13 protein-coding genes are annotated in these 20,653 nt (G+C 57.0%); 5 read left to right on the top strand and 8 right to left on the bottom strand.

Translation table 11 applies throughout. From position 1 onward, the window contains the following. Window positions 1-25: 25 nt before the first annotated feature. Genes ADS46_RS02525 through ADS46_RS02545 form a run of 5 tightly spaced genes read right to left on the bottom strand, consistent with a single transcriptional unit; the run spans window position 26 to window position 5,536 of the window. Window positions 26-1,270, bottom strand: coding sequence for a Zn-dependent hydrolase (locus ADS46_RS02525; protein ID WP_066315907.1), 1,245 nt, complete (start codon window positions 1,268-1,270; stop codon window positions 26-28). Window positions 1,271-1,280: 10 nt separating this feature from the next. Then, on the bottom strand, window positions 1,281-2,474 hold the full coding sequence (argE, locus tag ADS46_RS02530) for an acetylornithine deacetylase (protein WP_066315908.1): 1,194 nt from the start codon (window positions 2,472-2,474) through the stop codon (window positions 1,281-1,283). Between the two features lie 32 nt (window positions 2,475-2,506). Then, window positions 2,507-3,979, bottom strand: coding sequence for a tripartite tricarboxylate transporter permease (locus ADS46_RS02535; protein WP_066315910.1), 1,473 nt, complete (start codon window positions 3,977-3,979; stop codon window positions 2,507-2,509). A 28-nt stretch (window positions 3,980-4,007) separates the two neighbouring features. Then, complete coding sequence (locus ADS46_RS02540) at window positions 4,008-4,511, bottom strand: tripartite tricarboxylate transporter TctB family protein (RefSeq protein ID WP_066315912.1); 504 nt, start codon at window positions 4,509-4,511, stop codon at window positions 4,008-4,010. Window positions 4,512-4,570: 59 nt separating this feature from the next. Next, complete coding sequence (locus tag ADS46_RS02545) at window positions 4,571-5,536, bottom strand: Bug family tripartite tricarboxylate transporter substrate binding protein (RefSeq protein ID WP_066315913.1); 966 nt, start codon at window positions 5,534-5,536, stop codon at window positions 4,571-4,573. A gap of 282 nt (window positions 5,537-5,818) precedes the next feature. On the opposite strand from ADS46_RS02545, the gene ADS46_RS02550 reads away from it, so the two are divergent. Then, window positions 5,819-6,742 (top strand): LysR family transcriptional regulator, encoded by a 924-nt coding sequence (locus tag ADS46_RS02550; protein WP_066315915.1) that lies wholly within the window; start codon window positions 5,819-5,821, stop codon window positions 6,740-6,742. Between the two features lie 87 nt (window positions 6,743-6,829). On the opposite strand, the gene ADS46_RS02555 is transcribed toward ADS46_RS02550, so the two are convergent. Genes ADS46_RS02555 through ADS46_RS02565 form a run of 3 tightly spaced genes read right to left on the bottom strand, consistent with a single transcriptional unit; the run spans window position 6,830 to window position 15,690 of the window. Then, entirely contained in the window at window positions 6,830-7,846 is a 1,017-nt protein-coding gene (locus ADS46_RS02555) for a helix-turn-helix domain-containing protein (protein ID WP_066315917.1), read from the bottom strand. Between the two features lie 47 nt (window positions 7,847-7,893). Then, window positions 7,894-9,525, bottom strand: coding sequence for a ShlB/FhaC/HecB family hemolysin secretion/activation protein (locus tag ADS46_RS02560; RefSeq protein ID WP_234346750.1), 1,632 nt, complete (start codon window positions 9,523-9,525; stop codon window positions 7,894-7,896). A 21-nt stretch (window positions 9,526-9,546) separates the two neighbouring features. Beyond that, on the bottom strand, window positions 9,547-15,690 hold the full coding sequence (locus ADS46_RS02565; protein ID WP_066315918.1) for a GLUG motif-containing protein: 6,144 nt from the start codon (window positions 15,688-15,690) through the stop codon (window positions 9,547-9,549). Between the two features lie 548 nt (window positions 15,691-16,238). Between ADS46_RS02565 and ADS46_RS02570 the strand changes: the two genes are divergently transcribed. The 4 genes from ADS46_RS02570 (at window position 16,239) to ADS46_RS02585 (ending at window position 20,624) form a co-directional block, all read left to right on the top strand. Then, window positions 16,239-16,967, top strand: a complete 729-nt coding sequence (locus ADS46_RS02570; protein WP_066315921.1) for an SDR family oxidoreductase — start codon at window positions 16,239-16,241, stop codon at window positions 16,965-16,967. A 177-nt stretch (window positions 16,968-17,144) separates the two neighbouring features. Beyond that, the gene (locus ADS46_RS02575; protein ID WP_066315924.1) at window positions 17,145-18,083 is read left to right on the top strand and encodes an ABC transporter substrate-binding protein; all 939 of its coding nucleotides are present in this window, start codon (window positions 17,145-17,147) and stop codon (window positions 18,081-18,083) included. A 61-nt stretch (window positions 18,084-18,144) separates the two neighbouring features. Further along, window positions 18,145-19,647: a sugar ABC transporter ATP-binding protein gene (locus ADS46_RS02580; RefSeq protein ID WP_066315926.1), complete on the top strand. Its 1,503-nt coding sequence runs from the start codon at window positions 18,145-18,147 to the stop codon at window positions 19,645-19,647. Then, on the top strand, window positions 19,644-20,624 hold the full coding sequence (locus ADS46_RS02585; protein WP_066315929.1) for an ABC transporter permease: 981 nt from the start codon (window positions 19,644-19,646) through the stop codon (window positions 20,622-20,624). The genes ADS46_RS02580 and ADS46_RS02585 overlap by 4 nt, the downstream gene beginning before the upstream one ends. Window positions 20,625-20,653: the final 29 nt, after the last annotated feature.

The following is a 20,653-nucleotide window of genomic DNA, read 5'->3' on the forward strand; positions in this document are numbered from 1 at the left end:
AACCAAACGTTCTCCACAAAGTGTCTCAGCCTAAATAGTGATCGAGACTTTTTAGCGCTTTTTGCATCACGCGGCAGCCATTCGACGCTTGCTGCTGAGTGATAAGCTCTTCCGGGCAGTGGCTTCTTCCCTCGTGACAAGGAACAAACAGCATGCCAGTCGGGGCGATTTGCGCCATATAGACGGCATCATGCCCGGCACCGCTGGTCAAACTCATGGAATTCAAGCCACAGGCTTGAGCGGCTTCCCATATCTTTGATTGAACGAGATCCGCACAAGGGGTCGGGAGCCCCTCACTGAGTGGCGTTGCGATAATCTCAAGACCAAGGGTTGAAGCATTGCGCTTTGCTTGGTCGAGAATGGGTGGAAAGAAGTTTTGGAGCAGATGAGCATTATTACTTCGTACTTCCAGCACCATCTCAACTTGCTCTGGAATCGCGTTGGTCGCGTTGGGAGAAACGTTCAAGCGACCCACTGTCGCAACCAGATAATGGTCTCCGGCGCTCTGACGTTGCGCTTCTTGCTGGATCGCTTTGATCAAACCCGCCGCTTCCGCGAGTGCATCACGACGTAACTCCATTGGCGTGGTGCCAGCATGATCGGCCTGACCCAAAACCTCGATATCGTAGCGATGAATACCGACGATATCGCTTACTACGCCAATGGGCACGTGGTTTTCTTCCAGTACGCGTCCCTGCTCGATGTGTAGTTCCAAAAAAGCAGCAACATCACCCTGCTGCCGCAAAGGCGTAACCAAAGCATCCGGGTTACCGCCCATACGACGGATAGCATCGCCTAAACGCTCACCGCCCGGCTCTCGAAAATTGAGCATCTCGCCTGTCAAAGCGCCCACCATTCCACGGCTACCGACGCACGAGATGCCATATTCGCTGGGTTCTTCGGATAGAAAATCGATAACCTGGACATCATGCCGTAACGGTTCACCCATTTCCTTCAGGCTCTGCACCGCTTCTAGGCCGGCGAGAACGCCAAGGATTCCATCGTAGCGCCCTCCGCTGGGCACCGTATCAATATGGCTGCCAATGACTAACGGCGCTAACGAAGGTTCGCTACCTTGCAAAGTGCCAATCAAGTTACCCGCATCATCCAATCGAGTCGTAAGCCCAGCAGCATGCATAGTCTGCTTGAGCCAGTCGCGCCCTTCCTGATAACGCTTTGTAAACGCTCGACGCGTCCATGGTCGATCAGGATCGGTAATTTCCGATAATGCCTCTAGGTTCTGCCATAGGCGGTTGGCGTTAATGGTCATGATGATTTCCTTATCCGTGTGTCATCCAGCCACCCAAGGTGTCGAAGAATTCGAGGCACCGGGTCAGTTGATCAATCTCAATGAACTCGTCAGGTTTATGAGCTTGGCGGATCGAGCCTGGTCCAATGATCACGGATGGAATGCCGCCATCAATCTCAAACACCCCGCCTTCAGAGCCATAAGAGACCTTACCGCCGCGCGGCGGCAGAATCGGCTCTAAAAGCTTAAATAACTCGCTGTCAGTGGCATCGTCCATGGCAGGATAAGAGAAACGCTCCTGCCACTCGATGCCCGCTACTGTCGAGGCATTGCGCATTTCCGGCAGCAAAGAGGCTTCCACCTCGTCAATTAAGGCCCGCATATCGCCCCAAGCAGCCTGCTGATCGATACTTCGAAGCTCGAAAACAAACTCACAGGTGTCAGGTGTCACATTGGTGGCGACTCCACCGTTGATCAACGTCGCCAACGCCGTCGCATGGGGTACGCTAAAGTCATGATCGAAAGGTCCCTCTCGCTCATATCGTCGTGATCGTTCACTGATCATGGCGATAATACGTGACGCATACTCCACGGCATTGACGTGCTGTGGCGCAAAAGAAGAATGCCCCCCTTCACCTCGCACCGTGACCTGCATGGCAATCTTTCCCTTCTGGCCATTAATAAGGTGCATTTCGCTAGGCTCGCCAATGATGGCCAGACCAGGCGGGACTTCCAGCCCGGCCAAGTGTTTCGCGATCGCCGGAGCCCCTATACAACCCACTTCCTCGTCGTGGGAAAAACAGAAATAGAAGGGTCGCTTCAAGGGACCTTGTATCAGTGCTGGGGCCGCTGCCATCACGCAAGCAGCAAAGCCTTTCATGTCACAACTGCCACGTCCAAATAGCCGATGTCCCCGCTGCTCCAGGCGAAACGGATCGCTCGTCCAGCGCTCAGGGTTAGCCGGTACTACATCAGTATGACCAGACAGCACAATACCAGGCACATCTTTAGGACCAATGCAGGAGATCAGATTGGCTTTCTCACCGCTCTTGTCATAAAGCACCGTGGTCTCCATCCCTAACTCGTCAAAGTAGCGCTTCAAGTACGCAATGATCTCGAGATTTGAATGGGCGCTGGTCGTATCGAAGCCAATTAAATCCTCAAGATGAGAAACGGCAGTGGCAAGCCGAGGATGATCTTGGAGCTGAGCGCTGCTGGCGTGCATAACGTCTAATCCTTTTGAAAGTGAGTAAGGTGTCAGGCCTTGGCTTTCTTAAGCTGCTGGCGAATAGTGATCACAATCACGAACACCGCTAGCGAGGCGAACAACCAGGTGATAGGCGATGAAACCAGAATGCTCGGGTCACCTCGGGAGATGGCAAGGGCACGGCGGAGGTTTTCCTCCAACATTGGCCCCAGGATGAAGGCGATCAGAAACGGTGCTGCGGGGATCGCGAACAAGAACATGAAGAAACCGAACACCCCCATGGCCAGCAACACGATGACGTCGTACATGCTGTTGGAAATCGAGAAGATGCCAAATAGGCAAAGAACCAAGACGATGGGCGCCATCAGGCCCGGCGGAATCCGCGAAATGTGAGAGAAAAAGCGCATGGTGGCCTTGCCAGCGCCGAACAGCAGGACCGACGAGAACAGCATGCCGATAAACAGCATGTAGACTTCGTGAAGGTTGGTCTCGAACAGCATGGGGCCTGGTGTCATTCCGTGAATCATAAAGGCACCAAGCATCACCCCCGTGATCACATCGCCTGGCACACCAAGCGCCAAGAGCGGGATCATCGTCGAGCCGCAGCAGCCATTGTTGGCTGACTCAGAAGCCGCAATGCCTTCAACTTCCCCCTTACCAAAGTTTTCGCCGTTCTTGGAACTGCGCTGGGCCTCACCGTAGGACGAAAATGCCGCCGCTGACGGCCCAATACCCGGTATGGCCCCCATGACCACACCGATCATGCTTCCTTTAAGCATCGACTTAAGAGAACGGCGAAACTCTTCGCGGGTAACGCGATTGTCGCCTAGCTGCATGGCTTTCTGGGTATCAGTATTGCGAAACACCACTATCTTCAGCAGCTCAGGAATTGCGAACAGCCCGATTAACACCGGAGCCACCGCCAAGCCACCCCGCATGTCCATGGTGAGGTCGAAACGGAAGGAGCCATACATATCCTCACCGACGGTTGCCAACAAAAGTCCCAAGCAAGCAGATACCAGCCCCAGAATAAGCGAGCGACCCGATACCCCGGACACTGTCGTCAGTGCGAATACCATCAGCATGAAGTATTCGGGCGGCCCGATTCGCAGTGCAAGCAGGGCAAGTGGTGCCGCAATAAAAATCAACGAGATATTAGAGATGAAGTCACCTGTGCACGACGAGTACAGCGCCATGTTGAGTGCCTTCCCCGCCTTACCCTGGCGGGCTAGCGGGTAGCCATCCAGAGTTGTGCAGGCTGCCGACGCAGTGCCAGGAGTCTTGATGAGAATCGCCGACACCGAACCGCCGTAAGTCGACCCTTTGTAGAGTGCGACCAACAGTAGGATGCTGGGGATGGGCTGCATATAAAAGGTAAAAGGAAGCGCAAGCGTTACGGCCATGGTGCCAGTCATGCCAGGAATGGCACCGATGATCACGCCGCCCCAGATACCCGCGGCCATGATCAGGAAATTTTCGATCGTTGCGACTGCCTGAAAGGCAATCAACAGGTCATTGAGCATGGTGATGGTTCCTGTAGTGCGCGGTGCGTCAGAAGCCTAAAGCTTTGAGCAAAGTGCCGGCAGGGAAGCGCGTATTGAGCGCGCTGGAGAAGAACAAATAGAGTAAAAGCGGTAGCGCCACGGCAACGCTCAACGATATCCATTTATGACGCCAATAGCCTGTCAACACGAGCACGGCAGCCAGTAAAAGGATGCAGGCTAGAAGAAAGCCAAGCAGCTCAACAGCAACCACGAATAACGCGAAGGCCAGCACTGCCAAACCGAAACGTGCCAGCAATGTACGCAATGGTGTATCACCACGGATCTCGCTGGCCGCCTCAGGGTCGGCGATTGCCTCGGTTTTCTTGGATAGCGACAGTCCAAGCAATAGTAAGCCGAGCAACATTCCAAGAATTGAGACCGCCCTTGGCCACATATCTGGGGGTGGTGCAAACCCGGGAATGAAGTTTGGGCGGGGCACGTAGATAGGGATTAGCACAAACAGCACTAACCCAAACAGCACCGTTACGATCACGCCGCGTGTAATACCCATATGCCCCTCCCAATGCTTGTTATCGCCTCATAAGTCGGATGACTTACGTCTGCCACTGATCACTCCAGGTAGCCAAATTCTTCAGCAAGACCGCGATAGAACTCATACTGCTCTTCGGCATAAGTCGCCATATCGACGCTACCGATCGTTGAGATCGATCCACGGTCATCAGCACGACTCAGCCAACTGTCACTCTCAGCGACCTCTGCCAATACGCCATCCCAAGTCGTCACGACCTCTTCGGGCAGGTTGGGCGGACCATACAGGGCACTCCAGCCGACGACTTGTCCGGCCAGTTCATAGCCAAGCTCTTCAGCGGTGGGAACATCAGGCAACGAGTCCATGCGCTCCGGTGCGTAAACCATTAGGGGACGCATGTCGCCGCTCTCAATGTGCGGCATCAGTGACCCAGCGGCGATCGCCAAGAAATCAACATGCCCACCGAGTAGCGCAGTTGCCAAAGCACCACCACCACGGAATGGCACCAGCGTCGCCGCAGAGAGGGGATCCATTCCGGCGTCAGAAAGTAGTGTCTGCACGGTAAAGCCATCAATAGCGGTCGCGCCTGAAGCCGCATAGGCCATAGCACCTGGATTGCTTTCGACTCCCTCAAGCAACTCCTCGACGCTTTCGTAGGGAGAATCCTCGGCTACCGCCAGAATCATCGGTGTGGCTTCTAGAGAACCAAGAAAAGTGTACTCGTCCCAATCGACGCTGCTGTTCTCGTTCACGGCGGGTGACAGCGCCATGCCCACTCGAGCCAGCAACAGGGTGTAACCATCGGGTTCAGACTCCGAGACCGCACGGGCACCGGTCATCCCCCCAGCGCCGGACTGGTTTGACACCGTGATCGGCTCGCCAAGGAACTCCCGAGCGGATTCAGCCAACGCTCGACCAGCAAGGTCAGAGGCACCACCAGGGCCATAGGGAACGACCAGCGTTACGGCTTCGGACGGATAGCTTTGCGCCTGGGCCGTACACGTCACCATTAGACCCACGGCAGCGAGGTTCAATATGCGTTTCATTCCTGTCTCCTTGATTATTTTTGCTTACGCTACGTCTGGGCACTCAGTGCTACACACCAAACGAACAAACTCAGCATAGACAGCTATGAAAATAATTGCAATAAAATGGCTCAGCATGCATATTTGTACTAGCAAGACTACAAAACTGCATGCCAAACGATGGTTTAGGATGTGGATATGAGTGGAAATACACGTCAGAGACTTAGGGCACGTTGGATGTAATTGGCAAAACAGCCAATACCGTCAATGTGTGTGCCTGGCGATAAGCCCTGGGGAGGAAAAATGAAACTCAAAGAGATCGAGGCCTTCGATGCTTTTATGAAGCATGGCACTACAAAGGCCGCCGCCGATGCATTGGCAATCAGCCAATCGATGGTAAGCCGCCTTCTCAGCGGATTAGAGGAAGAAGTTGGTTTTGTTCTCTTCAAGCGAACACGTAACCAGATTGAACCAACCGCCGAAGCGTTCGCCTTCCACGACTCAGCACTTCGGTTGATATCGAGCATACGCGACACTCAAAAAGATGCTGAAGCCATCGCCAACAATCAAGTCGGAAACGTTGTGATCGCTGCACAACCGATCTTTTGCGATACGTTTCTGCTTGATGTGATTAAACGGTTCAAAGAGCGACACCCCAAAGTCGGGGTTCGCCTGATCGATGTAGGCATGCAGGAACTACTCAAGATGATCGATAATAACACCTGCGATATGGCGCTTGGCATTACCCTTGAAGCCGATACCTATGGTGCCAGCGTGACTAGCTTAGCGCGCTGTTCTGCCCGCTGTATCATGCACCGACAACATCCGTTGGCAACGCTCGACACCGTGCCAATCACCAGTTTACAGAACCAGACCTTTATCGAATTGATGCCTGATAGCCCGCTACGATCCCGGGTAGACTACATCATGCAAACTATTGATATAAAAAGGAACATCGCAGCAGAAATTCGTCCTATGCGCGGCGTCTGTGCACTGGTCGATCGAGGGGTAGGCATTGCCGTCGTTGACCCCATTGCTGAACTATTACTGCCAGGTACTGATGTCGTCTCCAAACCTCTTGACCCAACAATAGAATGGGAAATTGCCCTTCTAAAATCTAAACGCAGACCGCTGAGTAATGTCTCAGCTGCCTTTTACGATGAACTAGAAAAAGAGATTGCCAACTTAATAAGCATGGGCATCATGCAGGAAAGACGACACGCTTAAATAAATTGAGATCAGCAAATGCACAAGGCCCAATCAATTGGCAGAGCCCAACGACGGCAGAGGCTCGGCAAAGGTCAATGAGGGTTATCAACGACCTAACTGACGCGCCCAACGGCTCAGTTCTGGAGTGTCTGGCGATGCAGCCTCACGCGCCTGATGCAGAGTGATATGACGGCAGTCTCGGGGTGACATGCCATAGAGCTGTTTGAAGCGCCGTGAGAAATGCGCAGGACTTCCGAAACCACCATGGGCCGCCAGTTCATGAATGCTGCGGTCTTCCCGAGGATCTTCGAGGCAACGGCGCAAATAGGCCATGCGCCGGTACTGTATATAGCGCACCACACCGCCTTCATCGCTGAACAGGCGATACAGTTGCGAGCGAGAAATGGCGGCGCTGTGGCACAGCCAGTCCGGCGTTAGTCGCGGCGATGTCAGATAGCGTTCGATGAGATGCTGCACCCGCTGTTTCGACACATTGCGCAGCTCTGGACCTATGCGCTCGCGGGCACTGATGTCCCAATGGGCGCAGGTCAGGATCATATCGCGGGTTATCCCCGCCACGTCTTTTGCCTCATCTTGTTCCAGGTGAGGTAAGCGGGTCATCAATGCGTTGAGATACTCCGCCAGAAAGGCCCCTCGTTGGGGTGACAACACCATGCCATGAAGATTATTCAAGAACTCCGGGCGCGCATCGAAATGACTACGAGGCACGACGACATTGGCAATATGGGTATCGCTGGCAAGGGTTTGCAATGGGCGGGACAAGTCGATTAACGACACACAGCCTGGGGTGACACGTACATCATTACCGTCCAGATCCCCCCGATAACCACCTGACAAGTGAAGCTGAACCAGCACATGGTCGGTACGCTCGCTTACCAGCGCCTGGCGAAACTGCTGCGCCTGAGTAAAAACAGTCCCCGCGACGATATCTCCCAACTGGTACATCTCGGCCTGTGCCTGAAACGCATGTTCGTCAGCCTGGGGCAGCGGCGCCACATCGAACATCGGCATGACGCTCGCTCGCCAAGCCTCAAAACGCTCCGCCGGTGTCAGGAAATCGCTGTCGAAGTATGTGTTGGGTAGAGGATCACTAGTCTGCATTACCGTCACTCCTGCCAGACTATTTACTTGAACTTGAAAACATCATATCAGAAGCGATAGCTCATACTGGCCCATACCCGAGGGTCGCGCTGGCGGCCTTCCGACTGGGCGTCGCCTCCCTGCGTTTTCCAAGCGCTGGCAACGTTTAGCGTGAAATCCCCGGCTCGGTAGCGTAGCCCGACACCAGCCCCGGCAAGCTCACGCGCCTCGCCCGGGTCTTCACCGCCGTCCGGCGTGCGCCCGGCATCATAGAACGCATAGGGAGCAAAGCCCCAGCCCGCGTTGTAACGCACTTCGAACTGAGCCAGCCAGCCGCGACTATCAGAGCCCTCGCCGACCGGGTAAGCGCGTACGCTGTTAGGCCCGCCAAGGTTGAAGCTTTCTGAACTGTCCAGGTCGTCGCGGTCCGACCACTGTGCATTAATACGAGCATACACTTCAAAGCCATTGCCCAGTGCCTGCAGGCGAGCCACATCCAGGGTCGTTTTGGTAAAACCATAGTCACTATTGGCCATCCCCGGTGCCGAGCGTTCCAGCGTGCCCGGGGTCAGGGTCAAGGCACCGAAGGTGATGCCTCCCTGTCCTAACGCGTCGCGAGCATCGAACTCCAGGCTCAGCGGCAGGCCATGGCTTTCGGTAGCGCGGCGGTAATCGGCAAACTCGACTTCATCGTCCAGTTCCTTGTACTGGTAGCGAGCACTGACGGATACGTTGCCTTGTTGACGACGCAGTAACGGATAATGCAACTCAGCCGAATAAACATCCGCCGTGCCGGTGTAGCCCTCGAAGCCCTGACCCAGCGTATAGTCAGTGTGGGCATAGCCCAGCGCACCGCGCAAACCACTGACGCCAATCGGTGACTCGTAGCGCAGGTTACCGAGCCAGGTATCCTCGCTGCTGTATAGCGCCGTCAGGCTAAGTTCATCCCCAATCCGAGCCAGGCGGTTCATATTGATACGGGTGCGCCCCCGATACTCGCCTGAATAACGGCTGCCATGGTTGTCGGCACCGACCAAGCCTGTCACACGTTGCGTCGGCCGTACCTCAACCTCCAGCTCACCGGTACCAGTACGGCGACCGGGGCGCATGACAGGCGTTGCTGCCACACCAGGCAGGTCGCCCAGCAACAACAACCGGCGCTCCAACGGGGCAGAGGCGATTGGCGTGTCGGGTTCCAGCGGTGTAAGCCAGGGTTGGAGTTCGTTGGCAAGCCGCTCAGGGCCACTGGTATAAACGCGGTCGTAGTTCCCCTCGACCACCTCGATGGTAAGAACGCCACTACCCAGGTCCTGGGCTGGCAGCAATGCACGGGCGAAGGGGTAGCCGTTATCGCGGTAGAATTGGCTGATACGGTTGGCCAGTTGCTGAAGTCCTGCCATATCCTGAGGCTGATCAGCGGCCTCACCGAGTACCGCGCGCAGCCGCTCAGCATCGAACAGCGTATTGCCGCGAAAGCGAACCTCCTGGAGCGTCACCTCAGCGCCACCGGGCTCGTCTTCAGTAAGCGGCTCGCCGTCGAGTTCAAGTTCAACGGAAGATTCCAGCGGAGCGACTTGCCTATCCTGGCTTTGTTGCAGCACCTGTCCCGCGTCGGGTGGCGTCTGAGCCAGAGCAGGCGTCACCGCCAACAAGGCCAGTCCGGTGGTCAAGGAAGCGCGTGAGGTCTTGTCGTGCATCATGAGTGAAATCGTCCCGAAAAATTACTGGTCACCGGAAGCCGGGGCCTCTTGAATAGCAGGCAGTGCAATCCCGCCATTCACTACCCTTATCTGTGGGCCACCGGCGGCGCTCGCGCTGGCCTGCCTACCAGAATCGCTGCCCACCGCTAACAACCTCTGCCCGCTATCAGAAGTGGTGCTGATGATGGTGCCTGCTTGTTCTTCAGCATCACCTTCCACAGTAAGTTGCTGCAGAGCGGCGATGCTATTACGAGCCGGTAAGGGGAAGGTGTCATCCGGCTGCGGTTCAGGGGTAGACGCTGCGATCATGAACCGGCCAGGCTCGAAATCGATGGCGTAATTCGGGTTCGAGGCGTTATCCAGCGTGCCCTGCTCGATGGCATAGTTGCCCGTGCTTTCTCCTGTCTCACGGGTCAAGGCACCCTGTAGCGACTCCCCCGCCACCAGGCCGCAATCGGCAGTCAGTACTCCGCAACCGGTTTGCCATGTGAGCGTCGGATCGGCGCTACCCTCGACCTTGCTCTGATCATCCGCAGTCACCACAACAGGACGACGCTCGATGGTCAAACTGGCTGAGTCGTAATTGACATCATAGCCCTGCTGCCCGGAGTAGAGTCCCGACAGCGAGAGGCTGCCATCTTTAAAGCGGTAGATACCAGCACCGGCACTATCGGTTGTGTAGTCCAGGTGGCCATCCAGCGCCACACCGAACACGTCAGTGGCATAGTCGGCGGTTCCAATGGCGGCTCTGCCGTCATAGGTCTTGTCTGACACATCAGGAGTCACGGTCACTGGCGTCAGAAAGCTGCGCAGCAGTGGTGTGGTATGGCCTTCATAAAGGCGCCAAGTCGCATCGGTGCTGCCCCGAACATCGATATCGTCTCCCCAGGCCGAGAACGTATCGAGCTGGGTCAGTTTCGCGTATGGCTGCCCGTTGCCGACACTGTTGGTGTAATCACCATCGATGGCACTGCCATCGGCGTCGGTGGTGGCATAGAAACTGTCGGTGACAGTACCGTTGTTATTTCCTACTAACCCACCGAGTCTCGAGTATCCCTCTGATACATTACCAGTGGCATAGGTATGGGAGATTGTGCCTTGGGAGTTCCACCCCACCAATCCACCTAGCTCGCCCGCATTCGTGGGTGCTAATACATCGCCGGTGGCGTAGGAGTGGGTAATTGTTCCATTTAAATTGGTCCCGACCAATCCTCCGGCGCCATAGTCATCTACTGATACATCGCCGGTGGCGTAACTCTGGCTGATAGTACCGTCGACGTTGTACCCCACCAATCCGCCTGCGAATATCACGTCTGATGAAACATCACCAGCAGCATAGCTCTGGATGATTGTACCGCCGTCGTTGTACCCCACCAGGCCGCCGACTTTCTCAAACTCGCCAGTGACGCTGCCAGTAGCGTAGACGTCCTTGATCGTACCGCTATCGTTATACCCTACCAGCCCGCCTATCCCACCGCCTGTTGTTGGGGCTCCTCCCCTAACGCTAACGCCTTCCAGGCCAAGCCGACGAAGAGTGGCATTTTCTATCCGGCCAAACAGTCCAATAGCGTAATCATTTGGGCGGTCGATGGTTACCTGTGAAACCGCATGGCCCAGACCGTCAAAGGTTCCGATGAATGGCGTCCCGTCATCGCCAACAGGATCCCAGCCCTTTCCGCCATTGGCGCTTTCATCCGCCAGATCGGCGTAGCCGGATGTTCCACTGTCGAGATTGTTGGCAAGATCGAAGTGGTAGCCACCGCCCAGCACATCGTCGTTGAAATTGACGTTCTGCAACTGCTGCCAGTCGGTGAGGATGTAAGGGGCGCTTGAGGTGCCGGTACCGCTCTGGAAGAGGGTATCGGTGACGCGACCCGCCGTCGGCGTGACATCATCCAGCCACGGCAGCGCGACCTGGTAGCCATCTACATCGGCGTCCCCGCCGAAATTCCAGATAGCTTCGTCCCAGCCCTCGAACGTCGTCGAATTCATCAGTTCCAGGCGAGTCCTGGGCGCACCGATGCTGTTGGTGTAGCCACCATCGATGGCATTGCCACCGGCGTCAGTGGTGGCGTAGTAACTGTCAGAGGTACTTGTGCCGCCCCCAACCAGGCCGCCGACATCTTGGTTACCCGTCACCGCGCCCGTCGCATAGGCATTTGAGAGATCGGCGGATAAAATGAATCCAGCCAGACCGCCAACACCTTCTTGACCCGTCACCGTCCCCGTCGCGTAAACGTTTTCGATGTCGCCATTGAAACTATATCCAACCAAACCGCCGACATACTGGTCACCCGTCACCACACTCGACGCATAAGCGTTTGCGATGCTGTCCCAGTTAATCCCGACCAAACCGCCGACTTGCTCGCTCCCCTTCACTGTCCCGGTCATATAGGCATTCATGATGCTGCCATCGTTGCGCCCAACCAGACCGCCGACATTATAGGTACCCGTTCCCCTCACCGTGCCGGTCACAGAAGCATTCGTGATGCTGCCATTGTTGTCCCCAACCAAACCGCCGACATAATCGTTGCCAGTGACACTGCCCCCGAGCAGTCCGATATTGCGGATCACGCTGCCGCCGGTGGTGGTGCCGAACAGGCCGATGTAGTCCTCGCCACCACGGTCGATGGTGAGATCGCTGATCACACGCTCCAGGCCATCGAAGGTACCGGTGAATGGCGCCCCATCATCGCCAACAGGCTCCCAGCCCTTGCCGCCATTGGCGTTTTCACCCGCCAGATCGGCGTAGCCGGACGTTCCGCTGTCGAGATTATTGACAAGCGCGAAGTGGTGGCCACCGCCCAGCACATCGTCATTGAAATTGACGTTCTGCAACTGCTGCCAGCCAGTGAGGATGTAAGGGTCGCTCGAGATGCCGGTACCTCTCTGGAAGAGGGTATCGGTGACGCGATCCGCCACCGGTGTGACGCCATCCAGCAGTGGCAGCGCGATCTGGTAGCCATCCACATCGGCGTCCCCGCCGAAGTTCCAGATAGCCTCGTCCCAGCCCTCGAACGTCGCCGGGTTCATCAGTTCCAGGCGAGTCCTGGGCGTACCAACGCTGTTGGTGTAGCCGCCATCGATGGCATTGCCATCGGCATCGGTGGTGGCGTAGTAGCTGTCGTTGACAGTACCGGACGTATCGCTGCCGAACAGCCCGCCCACGTAATATTCTCCGCCTGTCACCGAGCCCGTCGCATAGGCATTATTGATGGTACTGTATGAGTTGCGGCCCACCAGACCACCAACGCTTGTCTCGCCGTTGACAGCCCCCGTGGCATAAACATCGTTGAGTTCAGCCGACGTGGCACGCCCTATCAGCCCGCCAACCCGGTCGTCGCCGGTGACCTGACCCGTGGCATACGCCCTGGCCATGTCACCACCGTTTTCCCCGGCCAGTCCACCGATGCTATTGTCGCCCTCGACATCGACGCTGGCACGGGCATTTTCCAGAGTGCCGCTGTTGCTGCCGATCATCCCCCCGACCGCAAACTCACCGGCAACGTGGCCACTGGCAAAGGCATCCCTGACACTGCCGGTGCCGGAGGTCGTGCCAACCAGACTACCGACGTAGTCTCTGCCCGTAATATCGGCATCGGCCATCTCGATATTGCGGATCGTGCTGCTGCTGCCCAAGACGCCGAACAACCCGATATGGTCCTCGTCGGGACGGACGATGGTCAGGTCACCGACGCGATGCCCCTGCCCCTCTAAAGTCCCCTTGAACGCATCGATGCTATCGCCGATGGGGTCCCAGCCCTTGCCACCATTGGCGATGGGGCTGGCCAGATCGGCATAGCCGACCGTGCCGTTGTCGAGATCATTGATCAGGTCAAAGTGGTAACCACTGGTGAGAACATCGTCATTGCGCTTGATGTTGTGCAGTTGTTGCCAGTCGGTGAGGATGAAGGGGTCGCCCGACGTACCGGTGCCGTCCTCGAACAGGGGCGTGGTCCGAAGGTCCTGCTGGCGAGTGACGCCTTCAAGATAGGGCAGGCTGACCTGATAGCCGGGCATACCGGCGTCGGTGGAGAAAGCCCAACTTCCTGAGGAATCCCAGTCACTGAAGGTGTCCGGATTGGCCATTTGGGTGTAGCGCACCCCGACACCCTGGCCGGAGTCGTTATATATGTTGATATCATTGCCATTGGCATCGGTGGTGGCGTAATAGCCTTCAGTGACGTTGCCATTGTTATTGATGCCGACCAGGCCGCCCCTGAAATTTCCCGTAACAGCACCAGTGGCATAGGCTTGATCGATACTGCCGCCATTGGCACCCACCAGTCCGCCAGCGCTAGTGCCATCCACACGGACCGTGGAATAGGCATTGCGGATGGAGGCATCATTGGCTCCTGCCAGCCCACCGGTGTTCTCGGCGCCAGAGACATCACCGCCAACGTAGGCATTCTCGATACGACTCTCGGCCAGGTTGTACCCCACCAGCCCACCGACATAGTCGCCACCCGTGACCTCGACATCCACCAGCCCGACATTGCGCATCAAGGCCCGCGAACCCAGGGCACTACCAAACAGGCCGACAAACTCCTCACCGCCACGATCAATGTGCAATCCCTGGATGGCATGGCCAAGGCCATCGAAGACACCTTGAAAGGCCTCCAAGGTCGTGGGGATCCCACCCACGGGCACAAAACCCTCGCCGCCGTTCCATCCCGAGGTAGCGCTGGCATCGATATCCTGACCCAGGGCGTAGTGCCCCCCGAGGTCATCGTTCATGGCCTGAAGGTCGTCGACAGTCTGGATCAGGGTGTAATCGGTGCCGTTGACCGACAGGCTGGCGTTGGCGCCGGAGAGAGTCACCGGCGCGTTGACGTGGTAATCCTCGCCGTCGTAGTCGAGCGCCAGCCCGGCACTGTTGCCGGTGGCGGTCAGGGCAGCATTGAGGTTGATGTCACCGTGGGCGTCGAGAGTCAGAGTGGTATCGGCATCCCAGTCGACGGCGGCATTGACGTTGATATCGCCATTCTCAGTGCCAGAGTTAACGGTTTGCAGGGTCATGTCGTTATTCGCCAGATTGCTCGACAGCGTCTCGGCGCCGATGCCGCTGTCGCTCTGCGAGTCCGTGCCATCGCTGACAGTAAAGTCAGTGGGGTCGATCAACCATTCGCCGGTCTCGCCGCTCGTTTCCGGCCCATCAGCAGCACGGGTGGTGACCTGCACCTCGTTGGCGATACTGACCTCGGCAGCGCTGGTCTCGACGAAGCCGCCATCGCCGCCTTCGGGGGCGCTGGCGTCCAACCGACCCGCCACCTCGACGCGGCCGCTGTCCATATCGCCCATCAGCTTGATCTCGCCATTCTCACCGCTGGCCAGCGTCTTCGCCTCGGTAATGCCCGAGTGGTTGATGACACTGGCGGTCAACTCATCGGCGGCCTTGGCGGTGAGCAGCACACGCCCGCCATCGGCGCGGATCGCGCCGCCCTGCTTGATCTCTGTGTCGAGACGCGCTTCTTCCACCTCAATCTGGACCGGGCCACCCAGATCCAGGGTGACGGTACTGCCCGCCCCCATCAGGGTATTGCCCCTTGGGGTCTCGATGGCACCGGTGTTGACGATCTCGGCGGCAATCATCGCCACCGTGCCACCTTCAGCCGTAGTGATATTGCCCTGATTGATCACCGCATTGGCGCTGCCGCCTTCGAAGCGATAATCACCGTTCATGAAGTCTTCGGTTGATATATCCAGCGTTGAGGCCACCAACGAGCCGACATCGACCCGAGCGGAGGGCGAGAAGTGAACGCCATTAGGGTTGACCAGAAACACCCGGCCGTTGGCTTCCAGGGCACCGCGAATCTCGGAGACCCGGTCGCCGGTAACGCGGTTCAGGGCGGCGGCATCGGTCCCAGGCTGGTCATAGCGTACGGTGCTGCCCTCGCCGATGGAGTACTCATCCCACTCGATGGCCGCTCGTTGACTGTTCTGTTCAATGGTGAGGCTATCGCCCTGGCGCTTGATGCTTGCTTCCCCGTCGACAACCTGTCCGTTCGACGGCAACTCCGCCGCCTGCAACGGCACCGCGACCAGCAACAGGCTACCCAAGACGCTTCGAGCCCCACCATCAGTGACACGGCGCGAAGCACTCTCCGGTGCCACACGCCAAGTATGGCTGGCCAGACTCCAGACGAGTCGATACGTTTTATTCATGCTATCCCTCTTTAAATCCCGGGTTAATAGCGACAAGGTTCGGTGGGGAAGACATCGCTTCAGGGCATGACAGGAAACGCCCATACCGGTTTTAGTTTTAGGCCGTTTTAACAACGCGGGAAGCAGCCGCCAAGACCATAAACCGACTTTGGGACGCAGGGTAAAGGGAGGGAGACAAAATGAGACGCAGAGACAAGCCTGGTTTCTAAAGCGGCTGAAAGACGCCACAGGATTATGTGGGCGTGGGATTTGTAAGCACCCAATTAATTGGGCGATCAGCAATGATCGAGCCACTAAAGGCTATCGCCCGACGAAGTCGGGTTCCTACAAGGGCTGGGCGCACGCAGCAGGTTTCGTAGCATCGGCCTCGCCTCATTCATTACTCTAGACATTGGTCTACCCTCCATTGATTTGCCCATGGCAGACGACTAGTGTTCATTAATGTTGACGTTAACATTCAAAAAAATATCAGCACTCACCCGCTGTACAAATGTTTGTCTAACGTCAAGTTGCTTTAACGACAAAAGACAATTAAAGGAGAGAGTTTGATGGCTAATGAATTGGAAGGAAAAGTAGCCGCCGTCACCGGCGCGGCGTCGGGAATAGGGCTTGCGACGGTAAAGGCGATGATTTCATCAGGCGCTCGCGTCGTACTGGTTGACCGCGACCAGGCCGCTCTGAAGGCAATCTGTGAGGAATTGGGCGATGCGGCGATTCCGCTGGTCATGGACTTGCTCGATCCCAAGGACTGCGCAACGCTGCTGTCACAAATCCTGGAGAAAGCCGGCCAACTCGATATCTTCCACGCCAATGCGGGTAGCTATATCGGAGGTGACTTGCTTGACGCTGACCCAGATGCCATTGACCGCATGGTGAGCCTCAATGTCAGCGTCGTGATGAAGAACGTCCAGAACGTCTTGCCACACATGATTGAACGCGGAACGGGCGACATCATGGTGACAAGCTCGGTCGCCGGGCACTTCCCCGTCCATTGGGAGCCGGTCTACGCCTCCTCCAAATGGGCCATGAACAATTTCGTTCAGACCGTGCGTCGCCAAGTCCTGAAACATGGCATCCGGGTGGCTTCGGTGTCACCGGGTCCTGTCAACAGTGCCTTGCTGGCTGACTGGCCAGAAGAAAACCTGCGCAAGGCGAAAGAGTCAGGCAGCATTATTGAGCCAACGGATGTATCTGATGCTGTCATGTACATCCTGACTCGCCCTCGCAATGTCACCATTCGTGACATGGTGGTCCTGCCCAGCAATTTCGATATGTAAAGCAAACCTCGGAGAGAGTCATCAGGCGCTAGTAGACATTGGTCTGAGTTCTATTGCTTTGTCATCAGGACTCTTCTAGCTTTTCAATGTTGACGTTAACATTTCAATAAATGTCAGCTCTCTCGCATCTTGAAATGCCACAACAGCAATGCCACAACAACAAATCTGGAGCCAACCATGAAAATTAATGATATCGCAGCCCCCTTTCGCAAGACGGTTCTCGTCGCCGCATGCGCCACCGTTTTGACAGCGGGAACCGCCACGGCCGATGAGCATAACCTTAAGATCGGCATGTCTTTTCAAGAGCTTAACAACGAATACTTCGTGACCATGCAAGCGGCACTCGAGAGCGCCGCCGAGAGCATTGGTGCCGAAGTGATCACCACCGATGCCCGCCACGATGTCTCCAAGCAGGTCAGCGATGTCGAGGATATGATCCAGCAAGACATCGATATCCTGCTGCTCAACCCCGCCGACTCGGTCGGTGTCGAAACGGCGGTGCTGGCCGCTGAGGAAGCAGGCGTCACCACCGTTGCCATTGACGCTCAGGCCGAGGGTCCCGTGGACGGCTTCGTGGGTTCCAAGAACTACGACGCCGGTTATAAAGCCTGCGACTACCTGGCCCAGGAACTCGACGGAGAAGGTCAGGTGGCGCTACTGGACGGCATTCCGGTCGTGCCCATCCTCGAACGCATCGAAGGCTGCAACGATGCGCTTGCGGAATACGATGGCATTGAGGTCGTCGACAAGCAGAATGGTCGCCAGGAGCGCACCCACGCCATGTCCGTGACCGAGAACATGATTCAGGCCAATCCCGAGCTCGACGGCCTGTTCAGCGTCAACGACATCGGCTCCCTGGGTGCCCTGATCGCCATCAACTCCAGCGGCAACGATATCAAACTGGTGAGCGTCGACGGTCACCCCGAAGCCGTTGCCGAAATTCAGAAAGAAGACTCGCAGTTCATCGCCACCTCGGCACAATACCCTGCCGACATGGTGCGTGTGGGCCTAGGCCTGGCGCTGGCCAAGCATTGGGGCGCTGAAACCGCACCCGCAGAAATCCCCATCGACGTCGAGCTGATTGACCGAGATAAAGCCGCCGATTTCAGCTGGTAACCCCTATACCACTGACGCTGACAACGTGTGCCGCCGCCAGGCGGCACATGAGGGTATTTCCATGACTCCATTACTTTCCCTGAGGCACATCTCGAAGTCGTTCCCCGGGGTGAAGGCCCTGCAAGATGTGTCACTCGATCTCCACGCTGGCGAGGTGCATGCCCTGCTTGGCGAGAACGGGGCTGGCAAGTCGACGCTGATGAAGATTCTCTGCGGCATCTACCGTCAAGATGAAGGAGACATCATCATTGATGGCAAGCGCTGCGAATTTCACGGGTATCAGGATGCGCTGGACGCCGGTATCGGCATTATCTTCCAGGAGTTCAGTCTGATCCCCGATCTAGACGCCGTCGACAATATTTTCCTGGGACGTGAAAAACGCAACCGATTAGGGCTACGTGACCGACGTGGCATGGTCGCCGAAGCTCAGCGCCTGTTCGAGCGCCTCAAGGTGAGTATCCCCCTGGACTGCCCTATCGTGGAGCTGAGCGTCGCCGACCAGCAGTTTATCGAAATTGCCAAAGCACTATCGCTGGATGCACGCATCCTGGTACTTGACGAGCCAACCGCCACCTTGACGCCCAGTGAAGCCGATCACCTGTTCAGCATCATGCGCGAATTGCGCAAGCAAGAGGTCGGCATGGTGTTTATCTCTCACCATATGGAAGAAATCTTCACCATCTGCGATCACGTCACCGTGATGCGTGATGGCGAGAAGGTCTATGACGGTGACACCGCCTCGACCACCCCCGATGACCTGATCGAAAAGATGGTCGGACGACGTGTCGAGAACCTGTTCCCCGAATACCGGTGCGATGCCGACCGCGCTGACGTGGTACTGAACATTGAGTCGCTGCGCCTCGACCCCGAGGGTCCCGAGTACTCATTGAAACTTCATCGTGGCGAGATCCTTGGCTTCGCCGGGTTGGTAGGCTCCGGTCGCACCGAGCTGGCCATGGGACTTATCGGTGCGACACGTCCCGTTCATGCCAAGGTCAGCATGGAAGGCAAGCCGATCAAGCTCCGCCACCCGGCAACCGCCCTTGAGCAGGGAATCGGGTTACTACCAGAAAGCCGCAAGACCCAAGGCCTGATCCTGCCATTTTCGTGCCGCGACAACATCTCCCTGAACAACCTGGCGCAATTCCAGGGCGCCTTGCCGTTGATAAAACGCCGTCAGGAGTCAAATATTGCCGCCGACCTGATGAACTCGGTGCGGGTAAAAGCCCCCGGTCCTGAAACACCGGTCAGCAACCTTAGTGGTGGCAATCAGCAAAAAGTGGTCATCGCCCGCTGGCTGGGTCACCAGTGCAAGGTGTTGATCTTCGACGAACCTACCCGCGGCATCGATGTTGGCGCCAAGTCGGAAATCTATGCCTTGATGAAGGAGCTCACCGCACAGGGCGTGTCGATCATCATGATCTCCTCAGAACTACCCGAAGTGCTCGGCTTGTGTGACCGCGTCGCGGTCTTCTATCAAGGCCGGATAGCCGCCGAACTCGAAGGCGAACATCTCAGCTCACAATCTATCATGCACCATGCTACTGGGGGACTCAGCGCATGAACCAGCTTGCATCTACTCCCGGCTCCGCCCGTCAGTCACTCAAGATGCGACTGGCTCGCTGGCGCCGAACGCCAGTCTTCTACCCGTTGATCGGTTTCATCGTCGTCTTCATCGCCATGGGATTGATCAATGACAACTTCCTGTCAGGCAGCAATCTGGCCAACCTGGTGCGCCAGTCGTCGATCATCGCGATCATCGCCGTCGGCATGAGCCTGGCCATCCTCACCGGCGGCATCGACCTGTCGGTCGGCCCGGTCATGGCGCTATCGGGAACGCTCATGGCCGGCATGATGGTGGCCGGGTTGCCGCCCACGCTGGCGATCGTGCTCGGGCTCTTGGTAGGTGCCGCTTTCGGGGCCTTCAATGGTGTCTTCGTCGCCTTTGCGGGGATGCCCCCGATTATCGTCACCCTGGCGACCATGGGCATCGCCCGTGGCCTAGGGTTGATCTACACCGGCGGCTATCCAATCTCCGGCCTGCCGGAGGGGTTTGCCTTTTTCGGGCGCGGCAGCCTGGCCGGTATCGAGACGCCGATCCTGATCATGCTTGCCGTTTATGCCGTCGGTTATGTACTGCTCAGCCATACATCGACCGGTCGCTACCTGTATGCCATCGGTGGCAACGAAGAGGCGACCCGACTGTCCGGTATTCGCGTCTCCCGCTACAAACTGCTGGTCTACACACTTAGCGGTACGACGGCCGCTATCGCCGGATTGATCCTGACCTCACGGCTCATGAGCGGGCAGCCCAATGCCGGGGTCGGCTTCGAACTCGATGCCATCGCCGCCGTGGTACTGGGGGGCGCCGCCATCACCGGGGGGCGCGGCATGATCCTGGGCACCTTAGTCGGCGCCATGCTGCTAGGCGTGCTCAATAACGGCCTCAATCTGATGGGCGTGTCGCCCTACCTCCAGACCGTCATCAAGGGCTTGATCATCCTGCTGGCGATCTATATCAGCCGCAAGCGCACGCTTTGAATCCCGACATACGCTTTGGCGAGATTCAG

The sequence above is a fragment of the Halomonas sp. G11 genome, from assembly GCF_001663515.1.
Classification (GTDB): domain Bacteria; phylum Pseudomonadota; class Gammaproteobacteria; order Pseudomonadales; family Halomonadaceae; genus Vreelandella.